Genomic DNA, 20,980 nt, shown 5'->3' with positions numbered 1-20,980 from the left:
GGAGCAGCAAGATGAAAGTGAAAAGCAAAAGTTATTTATATCAGCATGGCACCCTAGGTGGGTTGATGCAGGATTTAATGGATGGCACGGAGCAAATCGGCAAAATGCTTGAATATGGCAACTTTGGGATCGGTACATTGGCTGGTTCCAATGGTGAAGTGATTATTTTAGATGGTGAAATCTACCATGTAGACGAATCGGGCAAGGTGCAAGTGCTCCAAGGCAATGAAGGAACCCCCTATGCGGCAGTTGTTGATTTTTCTGCGGCGAAGCACCTGCAGGTTAGCCAAGAAATGACCGATGAAGAAGTGAAAAACCACGTCCTGACCGAAGTCAGCCCGAATTTGTTTTCCGCTGTCAAAATCCATGGGGTATTTACCAAGATGCACGTCCGCGTTGCCCCAAAGCAAGAAAAACCATATCCAAAATTCATTGAGATCATCCAGCATCAGCCCGAATTTCAGACAGAAAATATCAGCGGAACGATCGTCGGATTCTTTACCCCGCTGTTGTTCCACGGCGCTGCGGCTGCTGGTTTCCACCTGCATTTTATTAGTGATGATCGGACATTTGCTGGCCATGTCTTAGACTTTGAAGTGGCAGCTGGTGAAGTCGAATTGATGGAACTAGCCGAATTTCGTCAGCATTTTCCTATCGACAACCAAGACTACTTGCAGCGGGAGATCGATGTCGCAAAAATTGCCAAAGATATTGAAGCTGCCGAATAAGCAGCAGGCAGCAAAAATAATTGATCGCCAGTAGAGTGGTCTTGAATCGAATGGAACGCAAAAAAGCAGTGAAGCCAACGCTTCGCTGCTTTTTTGTGCTTCTTTCTATTCGGATGGTGGTATCGTCATGTATTATCAAGTACAACTAATCGCAAAATCCTTGGATTGATCCGATTCAAGAGATGATTCCAATCGGCAGCATCAGGTATCGATTTTAATAAGACGCTTTCGACATCTAGCAAATACTCCGTCGCATATTCAGGGTAGTTGGTGATCAGCAAGTTGATATTTTTTTCCTTTAAGTACTCATGGGAAAGTTCGTTTGAATCAGGGTAGTACATTTCATGATAAAAACCTAGATATTTTCGGATAATGCTTTCGGCATGCTCGCAAACATATTCATTGCCTTCAAAAATAACGGCAATGATTCGCGGCTTGCCCCAATTCTCTTCAATAATTGCTTCCATATGGAACGTGAGGATTGTACAAAAATCATCCAAATGATCGAGAGAATAGAGATTTTTTACAAGCGGGTGGGAAAGGAGAAACTGGCGATTTTTCGCAAATTCTGCGGCAAACTTTTCTTGGACAAAGTCATTGAGGTCGTCAATATTGATATTCATCGTTGGCGATAACAATTCACGGAGTTTGACAACGATGAAAAAAGATTCTAGCCAAAGCAAGTCTTTTTGTTCATCCAAACTATGCCCACGATTTTGTGCGTAAAAATCTGCAGTGATCTGTTTGATCTCTGGCCATTGGTTGTAATTGCGGCAAAACGCTTCGCTGGCTGCTAGGTCGGTGTTGATTTTGCGGCGACAAATGATACACGTCAAAAGGTAGACGGCTTCTTCTTGAGGGAATTCATAATGAAAATAACGCCGAATGATTGTTTTTAGCGCCTCATAATCAAACAGCAGATCATTTTTTTTGATCAGCTCCTTGAGTTGAGGGAAGGGGGCAGCAAGTAAACCACGTTTGCTGCGCTCCACGCTAATATAAAGGATATAAGCAAAATAAGAAAACGAAGAGCTCTGTAAGGCCTTCGTTTCCAAAAGATCAGTGATTTCCATCACCGCATCTTGGACATGGATCGAAGGGAATAGCGTGTGGACATTAATGTCAGACTCGTAGTAAAAAAGACAGAAAAATTTCCGGATATCGATCTCAGAACCTGCCAAAGAGACGGGGTCAGTTTTGATTTTTAAACCGAAAGGGGATAAAAAAGGCTGTATTTTTCGGAAATAGCTGATCAGTGCTTGTTCAGAAATATTAAGCGTTAAGCTCCAATCAAGGAGTGACTGCTGCTCATTATAAAAAATACTCTCTAAAATTTGGAAAATCGGTTCATCATTTACTAATTCTTGCTTTTGCTTTCGATACCTATCCTGATCGATTACTTCAAAAAGGTACCCGATTTTTGCTGTATGGATCGCAATCGCCCCTTTAAAGTGCTCTCGCAGGCTAGCGATGTCAGTAATCAACGTACGGGTACTGCTTTCGGTCACTTCAGCAAGTTCTCCCAATGTACGGGTGGGACTTTTCTCAAATTCATTTAACAATTGCAGCCAGCGAATCAACGTGCGGTTTCGCATGAATTTTAATTGAAATGTTTTCATGTCAGCCTCCAACAAAATAAGTTTCAATAATTATAGCATAATCATTTGCACAGATAATGAAACCTTCAACTGTTCGGCGTTTTTAGTCATAGTCCCTTGAAGACTCTGACTGCCAGCAGAAAATTTCTAAGAATATCAATTCTTCAGAGTAAGTATAGCAAGGACCTGAGAAACCAATTGCCAAAAATCATACATAAACTTGAGAAAAATGAAGCACGAATAGAAAGGGTCCCAACGCTCGATAAAAAGCCAATGGAGCAAGAAGAGACAATTGAAACACTGTTGTTCAACGGGCAGCCGCCTATTTGAACAACAGTGTTTTTTTCTGATGACGCCAGAGGATCTTAGGCAACAGAAAAAAACTGCTGAAGCCGAGGATCGACAATGCGTTGGATGCAAAACCTGATCTTTTACCAGTAGACCCATTCTCCAAAAGCTCGTTCTCTTTTGCTAGGGCGGGAGTCATTTGCTTGAGTCGAAAAAACGAAGCGTAGTATAATAAAAGAGAATTGATATTTATTTACTAATTGGATGGCAAGATGTTTTTTCAATAGAGGTTGTTAAGAGGAAAAAGAAAGAGAAAGGATTTCGCCTATGAAGCATTCGCAAAAAGGGGTAGCGCTTCTTTTGGTTTGCGGACAACTTTTAGCTGGTGTGCCAGTTTCAGCTGCGGTTGTTGCATCGGAAAGTACGACCGTTACCCAAACATCAGAAACAGCTGCACAAGCAAGTGACAGCAGCACAGCAGGGACGATCGAAGAAACCGCTCCAGCAGTGGAAGGACAAGTGCCCGATTCTGAGCAAGGATCGGTACCTGTAGAAAGTGTACCAGAAGGATCTGAGACAGCGCCGGAGGGAACAGAGCAAACCGAAGAACCCCAACCGACCCCAGAGCCAGAACCAGAGCCAGATCCAGAGCTACCGAGTAAGCCAGAGCCTTCTCAGCCAGAAGAACCAACGCCAGCACCGAAACCAGAAAAACCAACACAGCCTGAAGCACCCAAACCTGAGACGCAGCCAGAGAAGCCCAAACCGTCAAAACCTGTAGAAACGAAACCGACACCAGAAGCAAACAGTGATGCAAGTCAAGAAACACCGGCGGCTGTGTCACCAATCATGCCACCAAGTACCCAAGCACCAAGCGCGCCAAGTCAATCCGATCCGACACCGCAGCAAGGCAGCGAAACGACCTTGACGGTCACACCAGTAAAAGAAGTGTGGGATTTTATCCAAGAAATTGGTGAAGATGCCCGAGAAATCGGCTTGAAAAATGATTTGTACGCTTCTGTCATGATTGCACAGGCTATTTTAGAGTCAGGTGGCGGGCAAAGCAGACTGAGTCAGGCGCCGTACTTCAATCTCTTTGGTATCAAAGGAACCTATCAAGGACAGGGTGTCGCTTTTCGGACACAAGAAGATGATGGTACGGGAAATCACTATACGATCACGGCAACGTTCCGCCAATATACTGGCTACAAAGAGTCATTGATGGACTATGCTCGCTTGTTGAAAGAAGGGGTCGGGCAGCAGTCTGATTTTTATAAAGGCGTATGGAAATCAGAAGCGGCTTCTTATCAAGAGGCTGCCCGTTATTTGACTGGTCGGTATGCCACAGATACGACATATGCTCAAAAACTGACAGCTTTGATCGAAGCCTATGCGTTGACCCGTTATGATCAGAAAAAACCTGATGTGACCGCAAGTGAGACGTATCTTTTTCCTGTTGAAAAAGCCGTTGTCACTTCTACTTTTGGCCCACGTTGGGGAAGCTTTCATCGGGGCGTTGACTTTGCTGCAGCGTTTGGGACTCCAATCCTGGCGAGTCAATCTGGAACGGTCATTCGTTCAGAGGTTCATCCTTCTTGGGGGAATTATGTAGCGATTCTCCATGAGGACGGGATGACGACACTCTATGCCCACAATCAACAGAACCTTGTGAAGGTTGGTCAACAAGTGGAACAAGGAGAAACGATTGCCCTCATGGGTAGTACGGGCAATAGCACAGGCGCACACCTGCACTTTGAAGTCAGTGCATCGCCTAGCTTGAGCCAAGCGCAATTGGTCGATCCAATCGCTTTTTTAACAAAATAAGAATAGTCAAAAAAGAGAGTATCAGAGATGCTTTCTTTTTTTTGTTTTTTTCTAGTCATTTTTTCGAGAGCAACGATTTTAATTTTTTTTTCAGGAAAACCGAAAAAATGTTTAAAAAAATCGTGCATAGATTCTTTATAATTTTCACATAACCGTAACCGTTGCTAATCCATAAACTGGCGCGAGCAGATCGGTCAGCAAGCAGCACAAATGGTAGATTCGCATGCTCTTGGTGACGAGCGGAGAAGCAAAATCGTTACAGTTGTTACACCTACGAATAAAAACTTGCTAACGAAGTAGGGGAGCGAATAATCAGGAAGTGCATCAATTATAAGTCTAATCCTTTTTCTATCAGTATTGATCGTTGAAAAGAACTAACAAGAAATGATTAACCATAAAAAAGTAGAAGAGATAAATGAGCTGCTCTTTTTTCTGACAAACGAAAAGAACGTCGTAAACAGTGATGCATAAAATAGAAAAAGAGGGGAACATTTTATGAGAATAAATAAAACGGATTTTGAGACAGTGATGGCTAATAGCGAATTTTTAGACTATTACTATCAACTATTTGAACGAAACGGCGTAGGGTCAGTCGTAGATATGCAAGTAAAAGAATTCCAGTATTTGATTCACCAGCAAGTGGCAGCAACGATTCAACAGACTGCACGCTATTCTTTTTTTACTCAAACATACAAGCTGCCGCAAACACTCGCAAAGGATTACCAACTGTTAGCGGAGTGTACCGAGCGGCTTTCAAAAATAGAAATGGATCAGTTGATACCCAAACAATTTATTGAACAGGACTTTAACGTGCAGGTGAAAAAAACAAGTCAAGAATCTCAATATGAGCAGCTTTTAAACATCATGTCAGACACGTTTAGACAAATAAAGAAAACATAGGTGATTTTCAACATAGCAGTTTTTTTCAAAATGAAGCAAATGATACAAAGAATTTTCTTGTTCCTTAAGAAGAATCTGATGAAAGCAAAAGCGAAATCCTTGCACTATTTTCAATAGCCGATAAAATAATTGTTATACAACAGTAGTCTGGAAACAACGCTTTTTTTCATCAGGCTATGAAAAAACCGATTTTTTATGTAGGATGAAAACCGATATAATGAGACTGCTTAGGCGCCTTTCATGCGTAATTTAGCCGCAAAAAAGAAATTTTTTAGTAAGGAGCTTATGTTTGAAAAATTTTCAATTGAGTTTTGTCACAAGCAAATCGACCGTCCGATGGCTGCAGATTCTAAGTGAATTTGAAAAAAATGAAATTTGCAGTGCCAGTCAATTGGCTGAAGTAACAACTAGTACCACCAGGACGATTGGCAAAGACATCAGTCAGATCAACGAGTATTTCTGTGGGCTGATCTTGATCACTTCCACCAATCAAGGCTATTCGTTTGAACTATTTGATTATTCACAGTATGAAAAGAAAAAAGCCTCGCTTTTAGCGAATGAACCGCTCTTTATTTTATTGGAAAATATTTTTATTGGAGAGTTAAAGACGATCGATGAGTGGGCGGACTGCTTGTTTTTATCTAAGAGTACCTTATCGAAGTACTTGCAGCGCATTCATGAACAACTGGCACGTTTTGATCTCCAGCTAGCATTAGATCCTGTGAATATCGTTGGGGAAGAAGCAGATATCCGCAATTTCTTCTGTACCTTTTTTTATGAAACGGACAGCACCCCCCACACTGTATTTCCGCCAGCAGCGGTCCAGCAGGCAGTAACGGAAATCGGCAGGATGTTTGACAAAAATAGTTACCACACCGTTTCGTTTTCACAATACACGTATCTGCTCTATATTTCGCTTGAGCGATTTATGCAAGGTAAGACTGTGCAAATCAACGCCGAATTGTACCACGCCTTGCGACACAGTATTCAGCTGATGCATTTTCAACGAATCAATGGGGTCATTGAAAAGTACTTTCAATGTCGATTGACGAACGATGAACTTATCTTCTTATTTGTTAGTATTATCACAAAGAAAAAACTGCAAAATGTGATCGTCGAACAAAAGTTTTGTCTTTCGTATAATCATTGGACAGGGATCCGCACGTTGACCAACGATTTTTATCAGATGTTGAATGTATCGTCGAAAAAGCCCAAAGAGGATCAGATTCTGATTGAATCCTTTTTTACCTCTGCTAAATTGAAGGAGTGCTTATCCACGTCTGCCAATCGCAATATCTATGATGTGAATGCGTTTATTAAGAAAACCTTTCCTAAGGAGTTTGCTGCTTACCGAGAGTTTTTAGAAAATAGTCGCGAGTACCACAACCTTTATTCTGAGGAGTATCTGACGGATTTTTGTGCAAACTTAGTGATTTATATCGAGTCTGTTCGAGAACGTCATTGGTTTCCCCGAAAAAATATCGCCTTTATCTTCGAAGGAAATAACAATATCGTTCAGTACATTGAAGGCTGGTCTAACCGCTATTTTAGCCGATCCCATCAAGTCTTTTATCCTGACTCAGGGGAAGTCAATGCTCAGTATTTAGAACAAAACACCATCGATCTGCTAGTGACGAACTATGCCGAGCATGCGACCGAATTTCGAGATATCGTTGAGTGCATCGTCTTCAAAACGATTCCTTCTTCTTCTGACTGGAATCGATTGCTTGAACGGATCAATCCTAACGTCACCCGCCAATTTGCCTTAAAAGACCTCTTCTAGTTTCCCATTATGTTTTGACCTAAAGAGCTGCTAGAAAGGGCCTTTTACATGAAAAGAAAGCATCTTTCCTTCTCACTGTTTAAGCAGTGAAGGAAAAATGCTTTCTTTTTTAATGGCTTGACTCTCCGCAGCTGTGCAGGAGTGTGGGGAGGGGAAGTGGGGAGTGCATCAGGTACGGATGCAAGCCTTTGGAACCAGCGGTTTTCAATTCAATCGATCGATGTGGGCGAACTCATTGGGCTTCACTTAAGTAAATCAAACTCCAAGGCGCCTTTTGGTTTAGCTGAAGGCCGGTCAATTCCCGATAGAAACAGGTTTTGTCTTTGACCGTCAGCTGAATGATCTCTTCTTCCGCATACTCATTTAAAGAAGAAATTTTTAAAACATAAAGTTCTTTTAGTATTTGCAGCTGTGCGTCGATATCTAGTAGCAACGACATTTTTTCGAAAAAAGTACCCTCTTCTTGTTCATAGATCGACAAAAATCGTTGGCGCAAAGAGAGATAAAAATTAAAGATTTTCGGATGAGTATAAGAACAGGGCGAGTGGATAAATTCTTCGTCAAAAAAGTTTAAATATTCTTCGGCTGATTGGATCGTTTTTAAGTTCATATCAATACTCCTTATAAGTGTTAGGAAAAAGCGACAATACGTGTCATTATCAAAAACAGTCACTGTTAAGCAATGTCTTACTGAGAAGGTTCGTTTGTTTTTTTTAAATGATTGGGGGAAGGACTTTCGCTACATTCAATGTACAGGATATTCCAAATTGGCTCAAACGCGTTTTTTCGTAACCATACGAAGATTTGTTTTTCACTGGTATTAACGTCAAAAATGTTCAAATATTCTGATAATTGTTGTTATAAAAAGAATATTTCCGAATTGGGCGAAATTGCTGGGTTTCCATTCTTTGCCAGCAGGTTGTTTTTTCATTTGCTGAAATCATGGACGAGGACAAAGCAGCATCAGTTGACCGATAGGCTCATCCCCGTCATTTTTTCAAAGGTGTGATACTATAGAATTATCTAGAAAAACGATCCTTTGATTCAAGTGGTCAATGCCAAAACAGTGCCAAGACACGCAGTTGCAGTGAGACGCAACCATCTGTTTTGACGAGAAGGTTTGGCTAAATAGGGACGTTCATTAAAGCAAACGAGGAGCAATTCAATGAAAGAGAAAAAAACAGTTGTAGTGATCGGCGGCGGACTTGGTGGTCTATCAGCGGCGGTCTCATTAGCCCAAAATGGCTTTGATGTATCATTATATGAAAAAAATCAACACTTAGGCGGCAAGTTGAACCGACTGGAAACAAACGGCTTCGGCTTTGACTTAGGTCCTTCGATTTTGACGATGCCGCAGATTTTCGAAAAATTATTTACTGGCAGCAATCGCGATATGGCGGATTATGTTGCGATTCGCCGATTGCCATTGGAATGGCGCTCCTTTTTTCCTGACGGCACCAAGATCGATCTCTATGGCGATCTTGCACGTATGGCAAAGGAAAACCCGCACTTGTCGGAAAAAGACATGGCCGAGTACCAAGACTTTTTGGACTATGCGCAAAAGATTTATGCAATCACAGAAAAAGGCTATTTTGAGAAAGGCTTAGATACCACGAAAGATATCTTGAAGTATCATGGTGTGATCAAAGCGCTGAAAGGCTTTGATTATTTCTCTTCGATGCATGATGCCATTCAAAAACGTGTCAGCAATCCGCAGCTGCAAGACATGCTGAGCTATTTTATCAAGTATGTCGGCTCATCTCCTTATGACGCTCCAGCCGTCTTGAACATGATGATCTATATGCAGCATGCCCAAGGTGTCTGGTACGTGCCAGGCGGGATGCATCGTTTAGCCGAAGGCATCGTTCGCTTAGCAAAAGAGATCGGTGTGACCTTCCACACGGGACACAAAGTGGAAAAATTGATCGTTGAACAGGAACAGATTCGTGCCGCTCGTTTGGATGATGGCACGTTGATCGAAGCCGACTATTTTGTTTCCAACATGGAAGTGATCCCGGCCTATGAAGAGCTGTTAGAAGAAGCGCCGACCTTTACTCAAAAACTGGAAGAAAAATTTGAACCAGCAAGTTCGGGTTTTGTCTTGCACTTAGGGGTCAAAACCTCCTATCCGCAATTGGCGCATCATAACTTTTTCTTTTCAAATGCCTCAAAAGAAAACTTTGATCAAAATTTCCATCAGCATCAGCTGCCAGAAGATCCAACAATCTATTTGGTCAATGCCAACAAAACCGATCCTTCGCAAACAGTGGCAGGGCATGAGAACATCAAAATCTTGCCTCATATCCCTTATTTGCAGGATAAACCCTTTACGGAAGCGGAATACGATGCCTTTCGTGAACGGATCTTGATCAAGCTGGAAAACATGGGCTTAACGGATCTACGTAAGCACATCGTGTATGAAGACCGCTGGACACCCGAAGACATCCAAAAGAATTATTTGTCACATCGTGGCGCCATCTACGGCACGGTCTCTAACCGCAAGAAAAATCATGGCTTTAAACACCCGAAACACAGCGAACGCTACGACAATCTATACTTCGTTGGCGGTACGGTCAATCCAGGGGCGGGCATGCCGATGGTGACCCTCAGTGGCCAGCAAGTCAGTGAGATGATCACCAAAAGAGAACACTAAGACAAGAAAGGATGATGACTGTGTACCTGCTGCTCGCTGGTATTTGCGCTGCTTGGCTGGCAGGCTGGCTGATTTTTTTCCGCCTGCCGACGATACCCACCCGTAAGGAGACAGCCGCATCCAAAGACTTGACGGAGAGGGGAGAACTGTCGATCATCATCCCCGCCCGCAATGAAGCAGAAAATTTGCCGCAATTGTTGGCATCCTTGCAGCAGCAAACCCTTCATCCTGTGGAGATTTTGGTGGTTGATGACGGATCGGAAGACGAGACGATCGCCTGTGCCAAGGGCTTCGGTGCGACGGTCTTGCAAACCACTGCTGATTCTGCTGGGAAAGCGGCGGCTTGTTGGTTAGGCGCCTCACAAGCGGTGGGCAAGTATCTATTATTTTTGGATGCCGATACCTTCTTTCTAGCAGAAGATGGCTTAGAGCGTCTTTTCGCTGCGTATGAGGAGCGATCGGGACAAGGACTGCTCTCGGTGCAGCCCTATCATCAAACGAAGCGCCTGTATGAACAACTGTCTGCCGTCTTTAATGTCGTCTTACCTGTCGGGTTGAACCGCTTTTCTATCGTAGGCGAAAAACTCTCAGCTGGCGGCGTCTTTGGTCCGTGTATTTTGTGCAGCAAAACTGCGTACCTTCAAGCCAATGGACATCAGAACATGCCACAAGGAATCTTAGATGATCTAGCATTAGCGAGACGCTTTAAGAAAAAACGCTTGCCGATCGCCTTGTATGGTGGAAAAGACTTGGTGGCCTTTCGGATGTATCCAGCTGGTGTTCGTCCACTTGTTCAAGGCTGGACGAAGGACTTTGCCACTGCTTCGCAATCCACTCACCCTTTGATTATGGCGGGCGTCATCTTGTGGATCAGCGGCGGCATTGGGGTACTGGCGGCACCATTTCTGATGGAACCGCTTTGGCTAGGACTGCTTTTTTATGCTGCTTATTTTGGACAAACTCTGTGCTTTGCCCGCCGTGTCGGCAACTTCAACCGAATCCTGCTGCTTTTTTTCCCATGTTACTTTCTTTTTTTCCTAGGCTTATTTGGTTGGTCGTGGATCCAAACCCATTTGTTGAAATCCGTGACCTGGAAAGGACGCAAAATCAATTTATAGGAGGCGATGCACATGCCGCTGATCACCTTATCTCCACTGCTCTTGCTCATTACAGACAGCTTGGCTTGGCTGCTGTTTCATCTAGGCATCTCCTTTGGCTTGCGCAAAGTCAGTGATGCCTTTTTTGAACGTCGTGCCAACTGGTTCCGCTCTTTTGCCTTTGAAAAAGGCGGTAGGATCTGGGCGGAGGTGTTTCGTATTCGTCAGTGGAAAGACAAATTGCCCGACGGCACTGTGATTGCCAAAAAAGGCTTTGACAAATCCCGCTTGGCTCAACAGCAAAAGGACTATCTGGAAAAATTCGTCATCGAGACACGCCGAGCAGAGCTGACCCATTGGCTGCTGATGGTTCCAGCACCGTTCTTTTTCCTCTGGAATCCTGCGTGGGCGGGCTGGGTGATGATCGTCTATGCGTTATTGGCTAACTGCCCATTCATCATGATCCAACGCTACAATCGCCCCCGTTTGGAGCAAGTCTTGCGGAAAAAAAGTGCCCTGCAAGTCAAGCAGAAGGCGACGGTCTAGGTTCCTGTAGGTGCCGCTTTAAGATTCGCTGAAAAATAGGTAAACTGGAAATCAAAAAAATCGGAGGGCAACTGCCTTCGATCCTTTTTAAAAAATTGGTGTTAATTTTTATGGGATGTGCCAAGTCCATTTTTTGTACACTAAGGTCATTCAGAGGAAAGGGTGATCGTATGTCATCAGAAGGATGTGGGCAAATTTTCGACCTGCCTTTGCAGGCTGCTGCATTGGTTGGTCGTGTGTTAGGACAGGTACAAAGTATTTTTGTAAGTGTAGAAAAGAAGGAGGGATGCGCAAGATGATTGAAGATAGCCGACAACGGGACCACTATTACGACATGCTGATTGAAAAAAATTCCCAATATGAAGGGATTTTTTACGTTGGGGTAAAAACCACCGGCGTCTTTTGCCGTCCTACCTGTCCAGCGAAAAAACCGCTCAAGAAAAACTGCGAGTTTTTTCAGACGGTACAAGAAGCGCTGCTGGCGGCGTATCGTCCCTGCAAACGATGTCGCCCGCTCAGCTCACCTAGCCACTTATCCCCTGACGTGAAAAGCCTTGTGGAAGCGGTGGAGAGCAACCCGGAGAAAAAGTGGACCGACAAAGATTTTGAAGTGCTAGCGATCCATCCCAATACTGCACGTCGACAATTTAAAAAATATTTTGGCATGACCTTTATCGAATATTCCCGTGCACGCCGTTTAGGGTTAGCGTTCAAGCAGATTCGTGAAGGAGAACCGCTGATCCAAGCACAATTAGAAGCCGGCTTCGATTCTGGCAACGGCTTTCGAGATGCGTTTTCCCGGATTATGGGGGAATTGCCTTCCAACAGCCGTGAAAAAAAGATTCTTTCTTCCGCTTGGCTTGAGACCAAGCTGGGATAGATGCTGGCAATCAGCGACCAGCAGCAGCTTTACTTGTTAGAATTCGTGGATCGCAGAGGGCTAGAAACGGAGATCGCTGTTTTGAGAAGCCGTTTGAATGCAGTGATTATTCCCCAGCAAACAGCAATCATTCAGCAACTCAATCAAGAATTGACGGAATATTTTGAAGGGAATCGAACTGCCTTCACGGTACCCATCGCATTGATCGGCTCTGATTTTCAAAAAGCCGTCTGGCAGCAGCTGTTGGCGATGAAGATCGGAGAAACATACTCTTACAAACAATTGGCACAGCGAATCGGCAATGAAAAAGCCACCCGAGCTGTTGCCAATGCCAACGGAAAAAATCAATTGGCGTTGATCGTTCCATGCCACCGCGTCATCAATAGCGATGGCAGTATCGGCGGCTATGGTGGCGGGATCGAACGCAAAAAGTGGCTGCTGGCTTTGGAAAAGCAGGTGCAGCCGACCACAATGATCTAAAAAGGACAAGTATGCGTCGGAATCAGCGCTTCATCGATCAGTACATGGAATGGATCGAATCCTCTTCAGTAAAATATATATTTAGCGGAACTCATGGAACCTTTCATGAGTTTCGTTTTTTATTAGATTTGAAGGGGACATAGAGAAAAGGTGGGACCTTCGTTAGTGTCTAACCGTTCTTAACCTCTATAAAAATAAGCATTGAATGATTTTCTTAAACAACCAAAGCATATCTTTTTACAACTTACAAAAAGTAAGTTACGATTATCTCGAATTCGAAATAAAGAGGTGAGGAAAATGGCGCATCAAGAAGAAGCGCTCAAAGCGTACATTGGTTTGCTGCGTACGGCGAGTCGTTTGGAACAAGTGGCAAAAAAAGATGTCCGTTGTTATGGCTTAAATATCACAGAGTTTTCCGTACTGGAATTGCTTTACCATAAAGGCACCCATACGACGCAAGCCATCAAGGAAAAAATCTTGATCGCCAGCAGCTCCACAACCTACGTGGTCGATCAATTAGTCAAAAAAGGCTGCGTGCAACGGGAACCTAGCCAAGAAGATCAACGGGTAATATACGTCAGTATTACGGAAGCAGGCAGGGCGTTGATGGAGAAAATTTTTCCCAGTCATGCACAAAAGATTGCGGCGAGTTTTTCCGAACTCAGCAGTGAAGAATTGCAACAATTAAAAACAATTTTACGAAAAATAACTTACGATCAGAAATGAGGAAAAGAAAATGAGAAAACAAGACCAATTATTAGGGGTACACCATGTGACGGCTATGACAAGTGATGTGGAACGGAATTACCATTTCTTTACAGATGTGTTAGGGATGCGTTTAGTGAAAAAAACCGTCAATCAAGATGACATTTATACGTATCATACTTACTTTGCGGATGATTTAGGGACAAAGGGAACGACCATGACGTTCTTTGATTTTCCCAATACCGCTCGTGGTAGCAAAGGAACCAACTCGATCACCCGTACCAGTTTCCGAGTGCCCAGTGACGCAGCCCTTGATTATTATGCCGCACGCTTTGATGAATTTGAGGTAAAACACGAGGCAATCACCACCGAATTTGGGAAAAAAGTGTTGCGCTTTTGGGATTTTGATACGCAAGCCTATCAACTGATCTCTGATGAACACAATACTGGCGTGAAAGCTGGTACTCCTTGGAAAAAAGGACCCGTTCCTACTGAGTTTGCGATTTATGGCTTAGGTCCTGTTGAAATGTCTGTTTCTTATTTGGCAGATTTCAAAGGGCTGCTGGAATCCGTCTTTGATTTCAAAACCATTGATCAAGTAGACAATCGCTATTTGCTAGAAGTCGGTGAAGGCGGCAATGGCGCCCAAATCGTTTTAGCGGAAGATACCACGAGCCCGCAAGCACAACAAGGGGACGGCGAAGTGCATCATGTCGCTTTTCGTTTAGCCCACCATGACTCATTAGCAGTCTGGCAAGAAGTCTTTGATAACTTGGGATTGGCCAACTCTGGCTATGTCGATCGCTACTATTTTGAGTCGTTGTATGTGCGCATCGGCCATATTCTTTTTGAACTAGCGACAGATGAACCAGGGTTTATGGGGGATGAGCCATATGAAACATTGGGTGAATCCTTATCATTGGCACCATTTTTAGAAAATCGCCGTGAATACATCGAAGGAGTCATCAAACCCTTCAATACAAAACGCGCCTAAGGAGGCACATAGTATGCAACCCATTCAACAGATCCACCATATTTCAGCCATCGTAGGCGATCCCCAAACGAACGTTGCCTTTTATCGTGACGTGTTGGGGTTGCGCCTCGTCAAACAAACCGTCAATTTTGATGATCCCTACACGTATCATCTTTATTACAGCAATCAAGCGTTAGAAAATGGGACCATCATCACTTTCTTCCCTTGGGCAAATGCCCATCTTGGACGAGTAGGAAGCGGACAAGTCGGCACGATCGCGTTTCGTATTCCTAAAGGCAGCAGTGCCTATTGGCAAGAACATTTGGCGAAACATCAAGTAACTGTCCAAGAAAGTACATTGTTTGACCGGCCAACTTTAGAACTTCATGATCAGCATGACCTGTCTTTGGCGCTAGTCGAAGCCGAAGAATCGGCGGAAACACCAGCGATTGTAGGCTTTCATGGGGCCGTCTTGCTTTCGGCACAACCAGAAGCGACCATTCAAACGCTGGCAGATGATCTAGGACTGAACATTTTTAACAAAACAGAGAAAAGCACCCATCTTCATACCGCAGGCACCCTCGCTCATGAGATCGTCGTGCCCCATGAAGCACTGCCAGCAGGGCGCTGGGGTGTCGGCACCGTCCATCACATCGCGTGGTCTGTGCCAACGGAAGCAGTGCAAAAAGAGTGGCAAGAGTACTTGTACGATCAAAGATACGGAGTCACTGAAATCAAAGACCGCAATTATTTCAAAGCCGTCTATTTCCAAGAGCGGGGCAACATCGTCTTTGAGATCGCAACAGAAACCCCAGGCTTTTTAGTTGATGAACCATTAGAAACGTTAGGACAGCAGTTGATGCTGCCAGCCCAATTTGAAAGCCGCCGTGCAGAGATCGAGGATCGCTTGCCAGATTTATCGGTTTAGAAAAGGAGACGCTGTATGCACTATTTAGATCCCAAGGATTTGACCCAACGAGAAAATTATAAACTACTGATTGGCTCCATCATTCCACGGCCAGTGGCAGTGGTCAGTACGCAATCAGCCGATGGTATCGTCAACATCGCCCCATTCAGTTTTTTTAACATCGTCAGCTCAGAACCCGTGATCCTCTCGTTGGCTATCCAGCGCAAAGAAGGGGAACTGAAAGACACCGCCCGCAATCTGTTGGCGACGAAAGAAGCCGTCGTGCATATTTTGGATCAAACAAATGTCCAAGAGGCCAATAAAACCGCGGCATTATTGCCCGCAGACCAAAGCGAGTTGACGGTTTCTGAATTTACCACAACAACGTCGAAAACGATTGCCGTTCCTGGCTTGAACGAAGCCAGTGTCCGCTTAGAAACGATTCTGCATCAGCACGTACCCATCAAAAAAGACCAGCAGACCACTGCCGATCTCTTGTTGTTGGAAGTCGTGGGCTACCAGATTGCAGAGGATGTCTATCAAGACGGCAAGATCGATCCCCGTGCCTTACAAGCAGTCAGCCGGCTAGCGGGAAATTCTTACGCAACGATTGGGGAGATTTTCGATATCAAACGACCAAGTTAAAGGAGGAACTTCGATGAAAGCAATCTACCAACAAGGAGCAGCTGACGCACCAGTTTTGGTGCTGCTCCACGGCACTGGTGGCGACGAACAGTCGTTGCTGGAAGTAGGCAAAGCCCTTGATCCCCAAGCATCACTATTAGGTATTCGCGGGAACGTTTTAGAAAACGGCATGCCCCGTTACTTCAAACGCCTGGCTGAAGGGGTGTATGATGAAGCCGACTTAGCACTTCGCGGCGACGAATTAGCCGATTTCATTCGGCAAGCCGCCAAAGAATACAACTTTTCATTAGCGCAAGTGGTACTGGTGGGTTATTCCAATGGCGCCAACATTGCCATTCGCTTATTACTAAATGATAGCGACCACTTCAAAAAAGCGATCCTCTACCACGCCATGTATCCAGTCGAGAATTTACCGACGAGTTCCTTGCCTGACACTCATGTGTTTCTGAGTTTTGGCAGAAACGACCCGATCGTTTCCCTAGCCGACAGTGCTTACGTCCAAGAGATCTTCACCTCCCGGGGTGCAGTCCTTTCAACCGTTTGGACCCCAAGTCATCAGTTAACGTATGAAGAAGTCGAACACTCGCGCACGTGGTTGACCGAACAATAAAGCAGTGCCTCTTTCCTAATCAAACAGCGATCCTGCTGGTTGGTTAGGCTTTTTTGTTTCACGTGAAAACAATTCGAAAGAGTGAAAGGGGATACATTACTAGGGGCGCCTAGTTCAATAGCAGCCCACTAAGGATTTACCAAATGATCCTTTTTCTGAAACGAATAGAGTCAAATCAGCATAATCAGTGAATCAAGACAATGTGTTTTAAAATAATCCATAAAAAATCAATTTATTTCAAATGATTTCAAAAGTGAGTTTAACAAAATAGATGCTTGAAATCACTTTTTCGAAGTATTTCTTTCAACAAAAGCAATGCTTCTCAGTGAATTAATTTGAAATAATATGAAATAAAGTGGTTGTAAATGAAAAAAGTTTGTGCTATTCTGGGTCTATAATAAATGGCTAAGGAGAATGAAGATGAAGTTAGCAACGAGAATCAATTCATTTTTATCAATTTACGAAAATGATTTGGACAATGTATTTGGCGCATTCAAAGAATTGGGGCTTGATTATGTAGATTTAAATTATCCGGAGCACGTCGGTGGGACGGCTGCCTCTGAAATGAAAGAGAGATTGGAACAAGCTGATTTGAAATTGAATGGTGTTGCATTGCGATTTAGAGAAGAATTTATCAACGGTGAATTAGGCAATGCTAACTCACAGGTTGCGCAGCATGCCTTAACGTTATGCAAAGAAGCTGCTGATTATTGTCGTGCAGCAGGTGGAGAAGTCGTAACCATTTGGCTTGGTTTTGATGGCTTTGACTATAGTTTTCAAATCAATTACCAAAAGGTTTGGAATCAGATTCGAGATGCCTTTATTGAAATTGCTGACTACGCACTAGATTTGAAAATCAGTATCGAGTACAAACCATTTCAACCAAGAGCCTATGCGTTCATTGATAGTATGGGTGTCACTGGAATGATGCTTAATGAGATCAACCGCAAAAATGTAGGTGTGACCCTTGATTATTGCCATATGCTAATGAAACACGAAAACCCTGCTTTTGCTGCGGATCTGTTCGCGGGAAAAGGGTTTTTATACGGTGTGCATCTGAATGATGGGTATGGGTTAAACGACGATGGATTGATGATCGGTTCAGCAACACCCTTCAAAACATTAGAATTCTTGTATTATGTCAAAAAGCATAACTATGACGGTGTGATTTATTTTGATACGTTCCCTGTAATTGAACACGCCTCAAAAGAGTGCGAACAAAACATGAAAATGATCAAGCAAATGGATCAAATGATCGATAACGTAGGCTTGGCTGCGATTCAAGCTGTGATCGATCAAAACGATGCAGTCGCAGCCAATCAGTTGCTGCTTGAATTTTTGTCACCAACAAATCAATCAAAATAAAAGGAGTGGGGAAGATGGATTACAAAGTGATGGCAAAAAATATTTTAGAAAAAATAGGCGGAGCGGAAAATGTTCGCAATATGACACATTGTGCCACCCGGTTGCGCCTAACGTTACATGACACCGCAAAAGCGGATGATCAAGCCGTCGAGAATATCGACGGAGTGATCAATGTCATTAATAAGGCGGGCCAGTACCAGCTTTTGATTGGGACAGAAGTTGGAAAGCTCTATGATGAGTTTGAGCCGTTAGTTAAAGGTAACGAAAGTTCTGGTAGCCCTACCACGGAAGAACAAGCTTCTGGCAGTATTATCAGCAATATTTTTTCTGCCGTATCTGCTATTTTTGCGCCACTACTCCCAGTTTTGGCGGGCTCAGGGATTTTAAGAGGACTGCTGATTTTGTTTGTTCAGCTCGGGTTGATCAGTGAAGACAGCGGCACTTATTCGATTTTATTTGTTGCTTCTATGAGTGTATTTTATTTCTTGCCCGTATTGTTAGCGTTTACTTCGGCGCGGCGGTTTGGTGCCAGCCCGTATATCTCGGCATTGATCGGGGCTGCGTTAATCAATCCTGATTTTATTGCATTGATGGGAGGAGCAGGCAACGGTGCAACGACGGAGTTCTTTGGGATTCCAGTCGTTTTGATGAACTACAATTCGACTGTCGTACCAATCATCCTTTCGATTTGGGCTTTTTCATACCTCTACAAATTCTTAGACAAACACATACCGGAGACTTTAAAATTAGTGGTCGTTCCGTTAGTCTCACTAGCTATTATGGTTCCATTGACAGTGATTGTTATTGGACCAATCGGGGTCTATAGTGGCGAAGCAGTTGCTAATGTGGTGAATTGGTTGATCGAGCGTAGTAGTGTGCTAACTGGAATCTTAGTTGGTGGTGGTTGGAGTGTTCTCGTAAGTTTGGGCATCCACTGGGCAGTCAATCCAATCATGATCAATAACGTTTCGACCTATGGCTTTGATTACATCGTTCCTTTTACTTTTGCATGCAACTTCGCCGTTATAGGTACAACGATTGGCGTTTACTTTAAAGCGAAAGATAAAAAACTGCGAAGCTTTGCTTTAACTGGCTTAGTCACGATCGCATTATCAGCGATTATCGAAGCTACTTTGTTCGGCTTACTTGTAAAAAATAAAAAGCTTTTCTTAGCGCAAATTATTGGTGGTGCTGTGGGTGGTGCCTATTTAGGGTTGATGCAAGTTGTAACGAATGCCTTTGTCTTTGGTAGTGTCACCACTTTTCCCGCCTTTGTAGGCTCAACTTCCTCGAATTTCATACAAGCGATGATCGGCTTACTGATTTCAATGGTGATTTCAGCAGTCTTAGCATTTGTATTTACCAATCGAGACGAGACATTGGCGTAGAAAGCAGGGGAAATATGGGTCTATTTAAGAAGAAAAATGTTATTTATGCACCAGCTAATGGCGTGGTGAAAAGGATTGAACAAGTGAAGGACGAGATGTTTTCAACCAAACTATTAGGCGATGGGTTTGCTGTGGTACCAACAGATGATCTTGTTACAGCACCGATTGAAGGAACAGTGGTCTCTGTGTTTCCTACAAAACATGCGATTTCGTTAAAAGGCAAAAATGGCTTAGAAGTTCTAGTCCATATTGGGATCGATACTGTGGAGCTAAATGGCGCAGGATTCGATACCAAAGTTTCTGAAGGTGACAAAGTTACTGCCGAGAGTGTGCTGGCAAACGTTGATTTTCCGTTTCTGGCATCACAGGGCAAAGAAACGGATGTAATCGTTGTTTTCACTAATTCCGCACAGCGAACCTTAGTGATTACAGAGAAGCAAGGGCGTTGTGGACAAGCGATTGGCGTTATTAATGAGTGAGAGCATTTGCTGACAGGAGGTAGTGTTTTGAAGAAAAAAATCTTGTGTCCATCTATGATGTGTGCTGATTTTTCAATGCTAAAGGACGAGGTTGCCGCTTTACAAGCGGCGAAAATCGATATTTTTCATCTTGATGTTATGGACGGACGATTTGTTCCAAATTTTGGTATGGGACTTCAAGATATCGAAGCTATTTGCAAATGGTCAGAAACCTTAGTTGATGTCCACTTGATGATTGAAGATCCGGGAGCGTATGTAGAGAAATTTGCGGATATGGGTGTAGATATCATTTATTTTCATCCGGAAGCAGATCGCCATCCTACAAGAACTATCAACAAAATCAAGCAAAAGGGAAAACAAGCCGGAATCGCCATCAATCCTGGAACAAGTGTAGCAATGATCGAAGAACTGCTGCCATTGATCGATTACGTGATGGTAATGACTGTTGATCCCGGTTTTTCAGGTCAAGCATATTTGACACATGTGGAAGGGAAAATAAAGCAGCTTGCTGCAGTTAAGGAACGTTATTCCTACCAATTGATGGCAGATGGAGCGATTTCGCCTGCCGTAATGACTCGCTTAAGCGCCTTAGACGTTGATGGGTTTGTTTTAGGGACCTCCGCTCTTTTTGGAAAAGCAGAATCGTATCAAGAACTGATTTCAATATATAAAGAGGAGGATCAAGCATGAAACTAGCAATCGGTTGTGATCATGTTGGGTTTGAATTAAAAACTGATATCATCACTTATTTGGAGTCGTTGGGGCACATGGTACAAGATTTTGGAACACAAAGTGCTAAACGCGTTGACTATCCCAATTATGCGGCGGCTGTTGCAGAAGCGGTCGTAACCCAAAAGTGTGATTTGGGAATCTTGATTTGTGGCACAGGGGTTGGTATCTCAATTGCTGCCAACAAAATCAAGGGCATCCGAGCCGTGGTGTGCAGCGAACCCTATAGTGCTAAGCTCTCGAGAGAGCATAACAATACCAACGTACTGGCGTTTGGTTCGCGCGTCGTGGGCATCGAACTAGCGAAAATGATTACTAAGGAATGGCTGGCTGCTGAGTTTGAAGGTGGTCGTCACCAAAAACGGGTAGCAATGATTGGTCAGTTAGAAGTAGAATGATCAA

The 20,980-nt window shown here is 43.7% G+C and carries 19 protein-coding genes and 1 pseudogene; 18 read left to right on the top strand and 2 right to left on the bottom strand.

Going from position 1 to position 20,980, the window contains the following annotated elements:
* Nucleotides 1-11 precede the first annotated feature (11 nt).
* On the top strand, nucleotides 12-728 hold the full coding sequence (gene budA, locus ECA1_RS02450; protein WP_060791629.1) for an acetolactate decarboxylase: 717 nt from the start codon (nucleotides 12-14) through the stop codon (nucleotides 726-728).
* Between the two features lie 125 nt (nucleotides 729-853).
* Here budA and ECA1_RS02445 read toward each other — a convergent pair whose 3' ends face one another.
* Nucleotides 854-2,347 (bottom strand): AcpB/EbpR/MafR family transcriptional regulator, encoded by a 1,494-nt coding sequence (locus tag ECA1_RS02445; protein ID WP_060791628.1) that lies wholly within the window; start codon nucleotides 2,345-2,347, stop codon nucleotides 854-856.
* A 594-nt stretch (nucleotides 2,348-2,941) separates the two neighbouring features.
* On the opposite strand from ECA1_RS02445, the gene ECA1_RS02440 reads away from it, so the two are divergent.
* The 3 genes from ECA1_RS02440 to ECA1_RS02430 all read left to right on the top strand — a co-directional run bounded on the left by ECA1_RS02440 (nucleotide 2,942) and on the right by ECA1_RS02430 (nucleotide 7,121).
* A complete protein-coding gene (locus ECA1_RS02440) occupies nucleotides 2,942-4,438 on the top strand; it encodes a glucosaminidase domain-containing protein (protein ID WP_060791627.1) in 1,497 nt (498 codons plus the stop codon).
* 495 nt (nucleotides 4,439-4,933) lie between these two features.
* Entirely contained in the window at nucleotides 4,934-5,338 is a 405-nt protein-coding gene (locus ECA1_RS02435; RefSeq protein WP_060791626.1) for a hypothetical protein, read from the top strand.
* Between the two features lie 289 nt (nucleotides 5,339-5,627).
* Nucleotides 5,628-7,121, top strand: coding sequence for an AcpB/EbpR/MafR family transcriptional regulator (locus tag ECA1_RS02430; RefSeq protein WP_071859213.1), 1,494 nt, complete (start codon nucleotides 5,628-5,630; stop codon nucleotides 7,119-7,121).
* A 232-nt stretch (nucleotides 7,122-7,353) separates the two neighbouring features.
* Here the strand turns inward: ECA1_RS02430 and ECA1_RS02425 are convergent, their stop codons facing one another.
* On the bottom strand, nucleotides 7,354-7,731 hold the full coding sequence (locus ECA1_RS02425; protein WP_060791625.1) for a DUF7006 family protein: 378 nt from the start codon (nucleotides 7,729-7,731) through the stop codon (nucleotides 7,354-7,356).
* A gap of 555 nt (nucleotides 7,732-8,286) precedes the next feature.
* Here ECA1_RS02425 and ECA1_RS02420 point away from each other — a divergent pair.
* The 14 genes and pseudogenes from ECA1_RS02420 to rpiB all read left to right on the top strand — a co-directional run bounded on the left by ECA1_RS02420 (nucleotide 8,287) and on the right by rpiB (nucleotide 20,976).
* A complete protein-coding gene (locus ECA1_RS02420; RefSeq protein ID WP_060791624.1) occupies nucleotides 8,287-9,774 on the top strand; it encodes a phytoene desaturase family protein in 1,488 nt (495 codons plus the stop codon).
* An 11-nt stretch (nucleotides 9,775-9,785) separates the two neighbouring features.
* A complete protein-coding gene (locus tag ECA1_RS02415; RefSeq protein WP_060791623.1) occupies nucleotides 9,786-10,892 on the top strand; it encodes a glycosyltransferase in 1,107 nt (368 codons plus the stop codon).
* A gap of 12 nt (nucleotides 10,893-10,904) precedes the next feature.
* On the top strand, nucleotides 10,905-11,417 hold the full coding sequence (locus ECA1_RS02410; RefSeq protein ID WP_236596105.1) for a glycosyl-4,4'-diaponeurosporenoate acyltransferase CrtO family protein: 513 nt from the start codon (nucleotides 10,905-10,907) through the stop codon (nucleotides 11,415-11,417).
* Nucleotides 11,418-11,712: 295 nt separating this feature from the next.
* A pseudogene (locus ECA1_RS02400) lies at nucleotides 11,713-12,777 on the top strand (bifunctional transcriptional activator/DNA repair enzyme AdaA).
* A gap of 297 nt (nucleotides 12,778-13,074) precedes the next feature.
* Entirely contained in the window at nucleotides 13,075-13,503 is a 429-nt protein-coding gene (locus ECA1_RS02395) for a MarR family winged helix-turn-helix transcriptional regulator (protein ID WP_060791620.1), read from the top strand.
* 10 nt (nucleotides 13,504-13,513) lie between these two features.
* Complete coding sequence (locus ECA1_RS02390; RefSeq protein ID WP_060791619.1) at nucleotides 13,514-14,476, top strand: ring-cleaving dioxygenase; 963 nt, start codon at nucleotides 13,514-13,516, stop codon at nucleotides 14,474-14,476.
* Between the two features lie 13 nt (nucleotides 14,477-14,489).
* On the top strand, nucleotides 14,490-15,383 hold the full coding sequence (locus ECA1_RS02385; RefSeq protein ID WP_060791618.1) for a VOC family protein: 894 nt from the start codon (nucleotides 14,490-14,492) through the stop codon (nucleotides 15,381-15,383).
* A 15-nt stretch (nucleotides 15,384-15,398) separates the two neighbouring features.
* Nucleotides 15,399-16,007, top strand: coding sequence for a flavin reductase family protein (locus ECA1_RS02380; RefSeq protein ID WP_060791617.1), 609 nt, complete (start codon nucleotides 15,399-15,401; stop codon nucleotides 16,005-16,007).
* Between the two features lie 13 nt (nucleotides 16,008-16,020).
* Entirely contained in the window at nucleotides 16,021-16,617 is a 597-nt protein-coding gene (locus ECA1_RS02375; protein ID WP_060791616.1) for an alpha/beta hydrolase, read from the top strand.
* A 420-nt stretch (nucleotides 16,618-17,037) separates the two neighbouring features.
* Nucleotides 17,038-17,982, top strand: coding sequence for a sugar phosphate isomerase/epimerase family protein (locus ECA1_RS02370; protein WP_060791615.1), 945 nt, complete (start codon nucleotides 17,038-17,040; stop codon nucleotides 17,980-17,982).
* Nucleotides 17,983-17,996: 14 nt separating this feature from the next.
* Nucleotides 17,997-19,370: a PTS transporter subunit EIIC gene (locus ECA1_RS02365; protein ID WP_060791614.1), complete on the top strand. Its 1,374-nt coding sequence runs from the start codon at nucleotides 17,997-17,999 to the stop codon at nucleotides 19,368-19,370.
* 14 nt (nucleotides 19,371-19,384) lie between these two features.
* Entirely contained in the window at nucleotides 19,385-19,849 is a 465-nt protein-coding gene (locus ECA1_RS02360) for a PTS sugar transporter subunit IIA (RefSeq protein WP_016609113.1), read from the top strand.
* Nucleotides 19,850-19,876: 27 nt separating this feature from the next.
* A complete protein-coding gene (locus ECA1_RS02355; protein ID WP_034859173.1) occupies nucleotides 19,877-20,539 on the top strand; it encodes a ribulose-phosphate 3-epimerase in 663 nt (220 codons plus the stop codon).
* Nucleotides 20,536-20,976, top strand: a complete 441-nt coding sequence (rpiB, locus tag ECA1_RS02350) for a ribose 5-phosphate isomerase B (RefSeq protein ID WP_016609115.1) — start codon at nucleotides 20,536-20,538, stop codon at nucleotides 20,974-20,976. The genes ECA1_RS02355 and rpiB overlap by 4 nt, the downstream gene beginning before the upstream one ends.
* Nucleotides 20,977-20,980: the final 4 nt, after the last annotated feature.

Source organism: Enterococcus casseliflavus NBRC 100478 (assembly GCF_001544095.1).
Taxonomy (GTDB): Bacteria; Bacillota; Bacilli; order Lactobacillales; family Enterococcaceae; genus Enterococcus_D; species Enterococcus_D casseliflavus.
The sequence above is the reverse complement of the archived record's forward strand: the minus strand, read 5'-3'. Positions and strand labels throughout refer to the sequence as shown.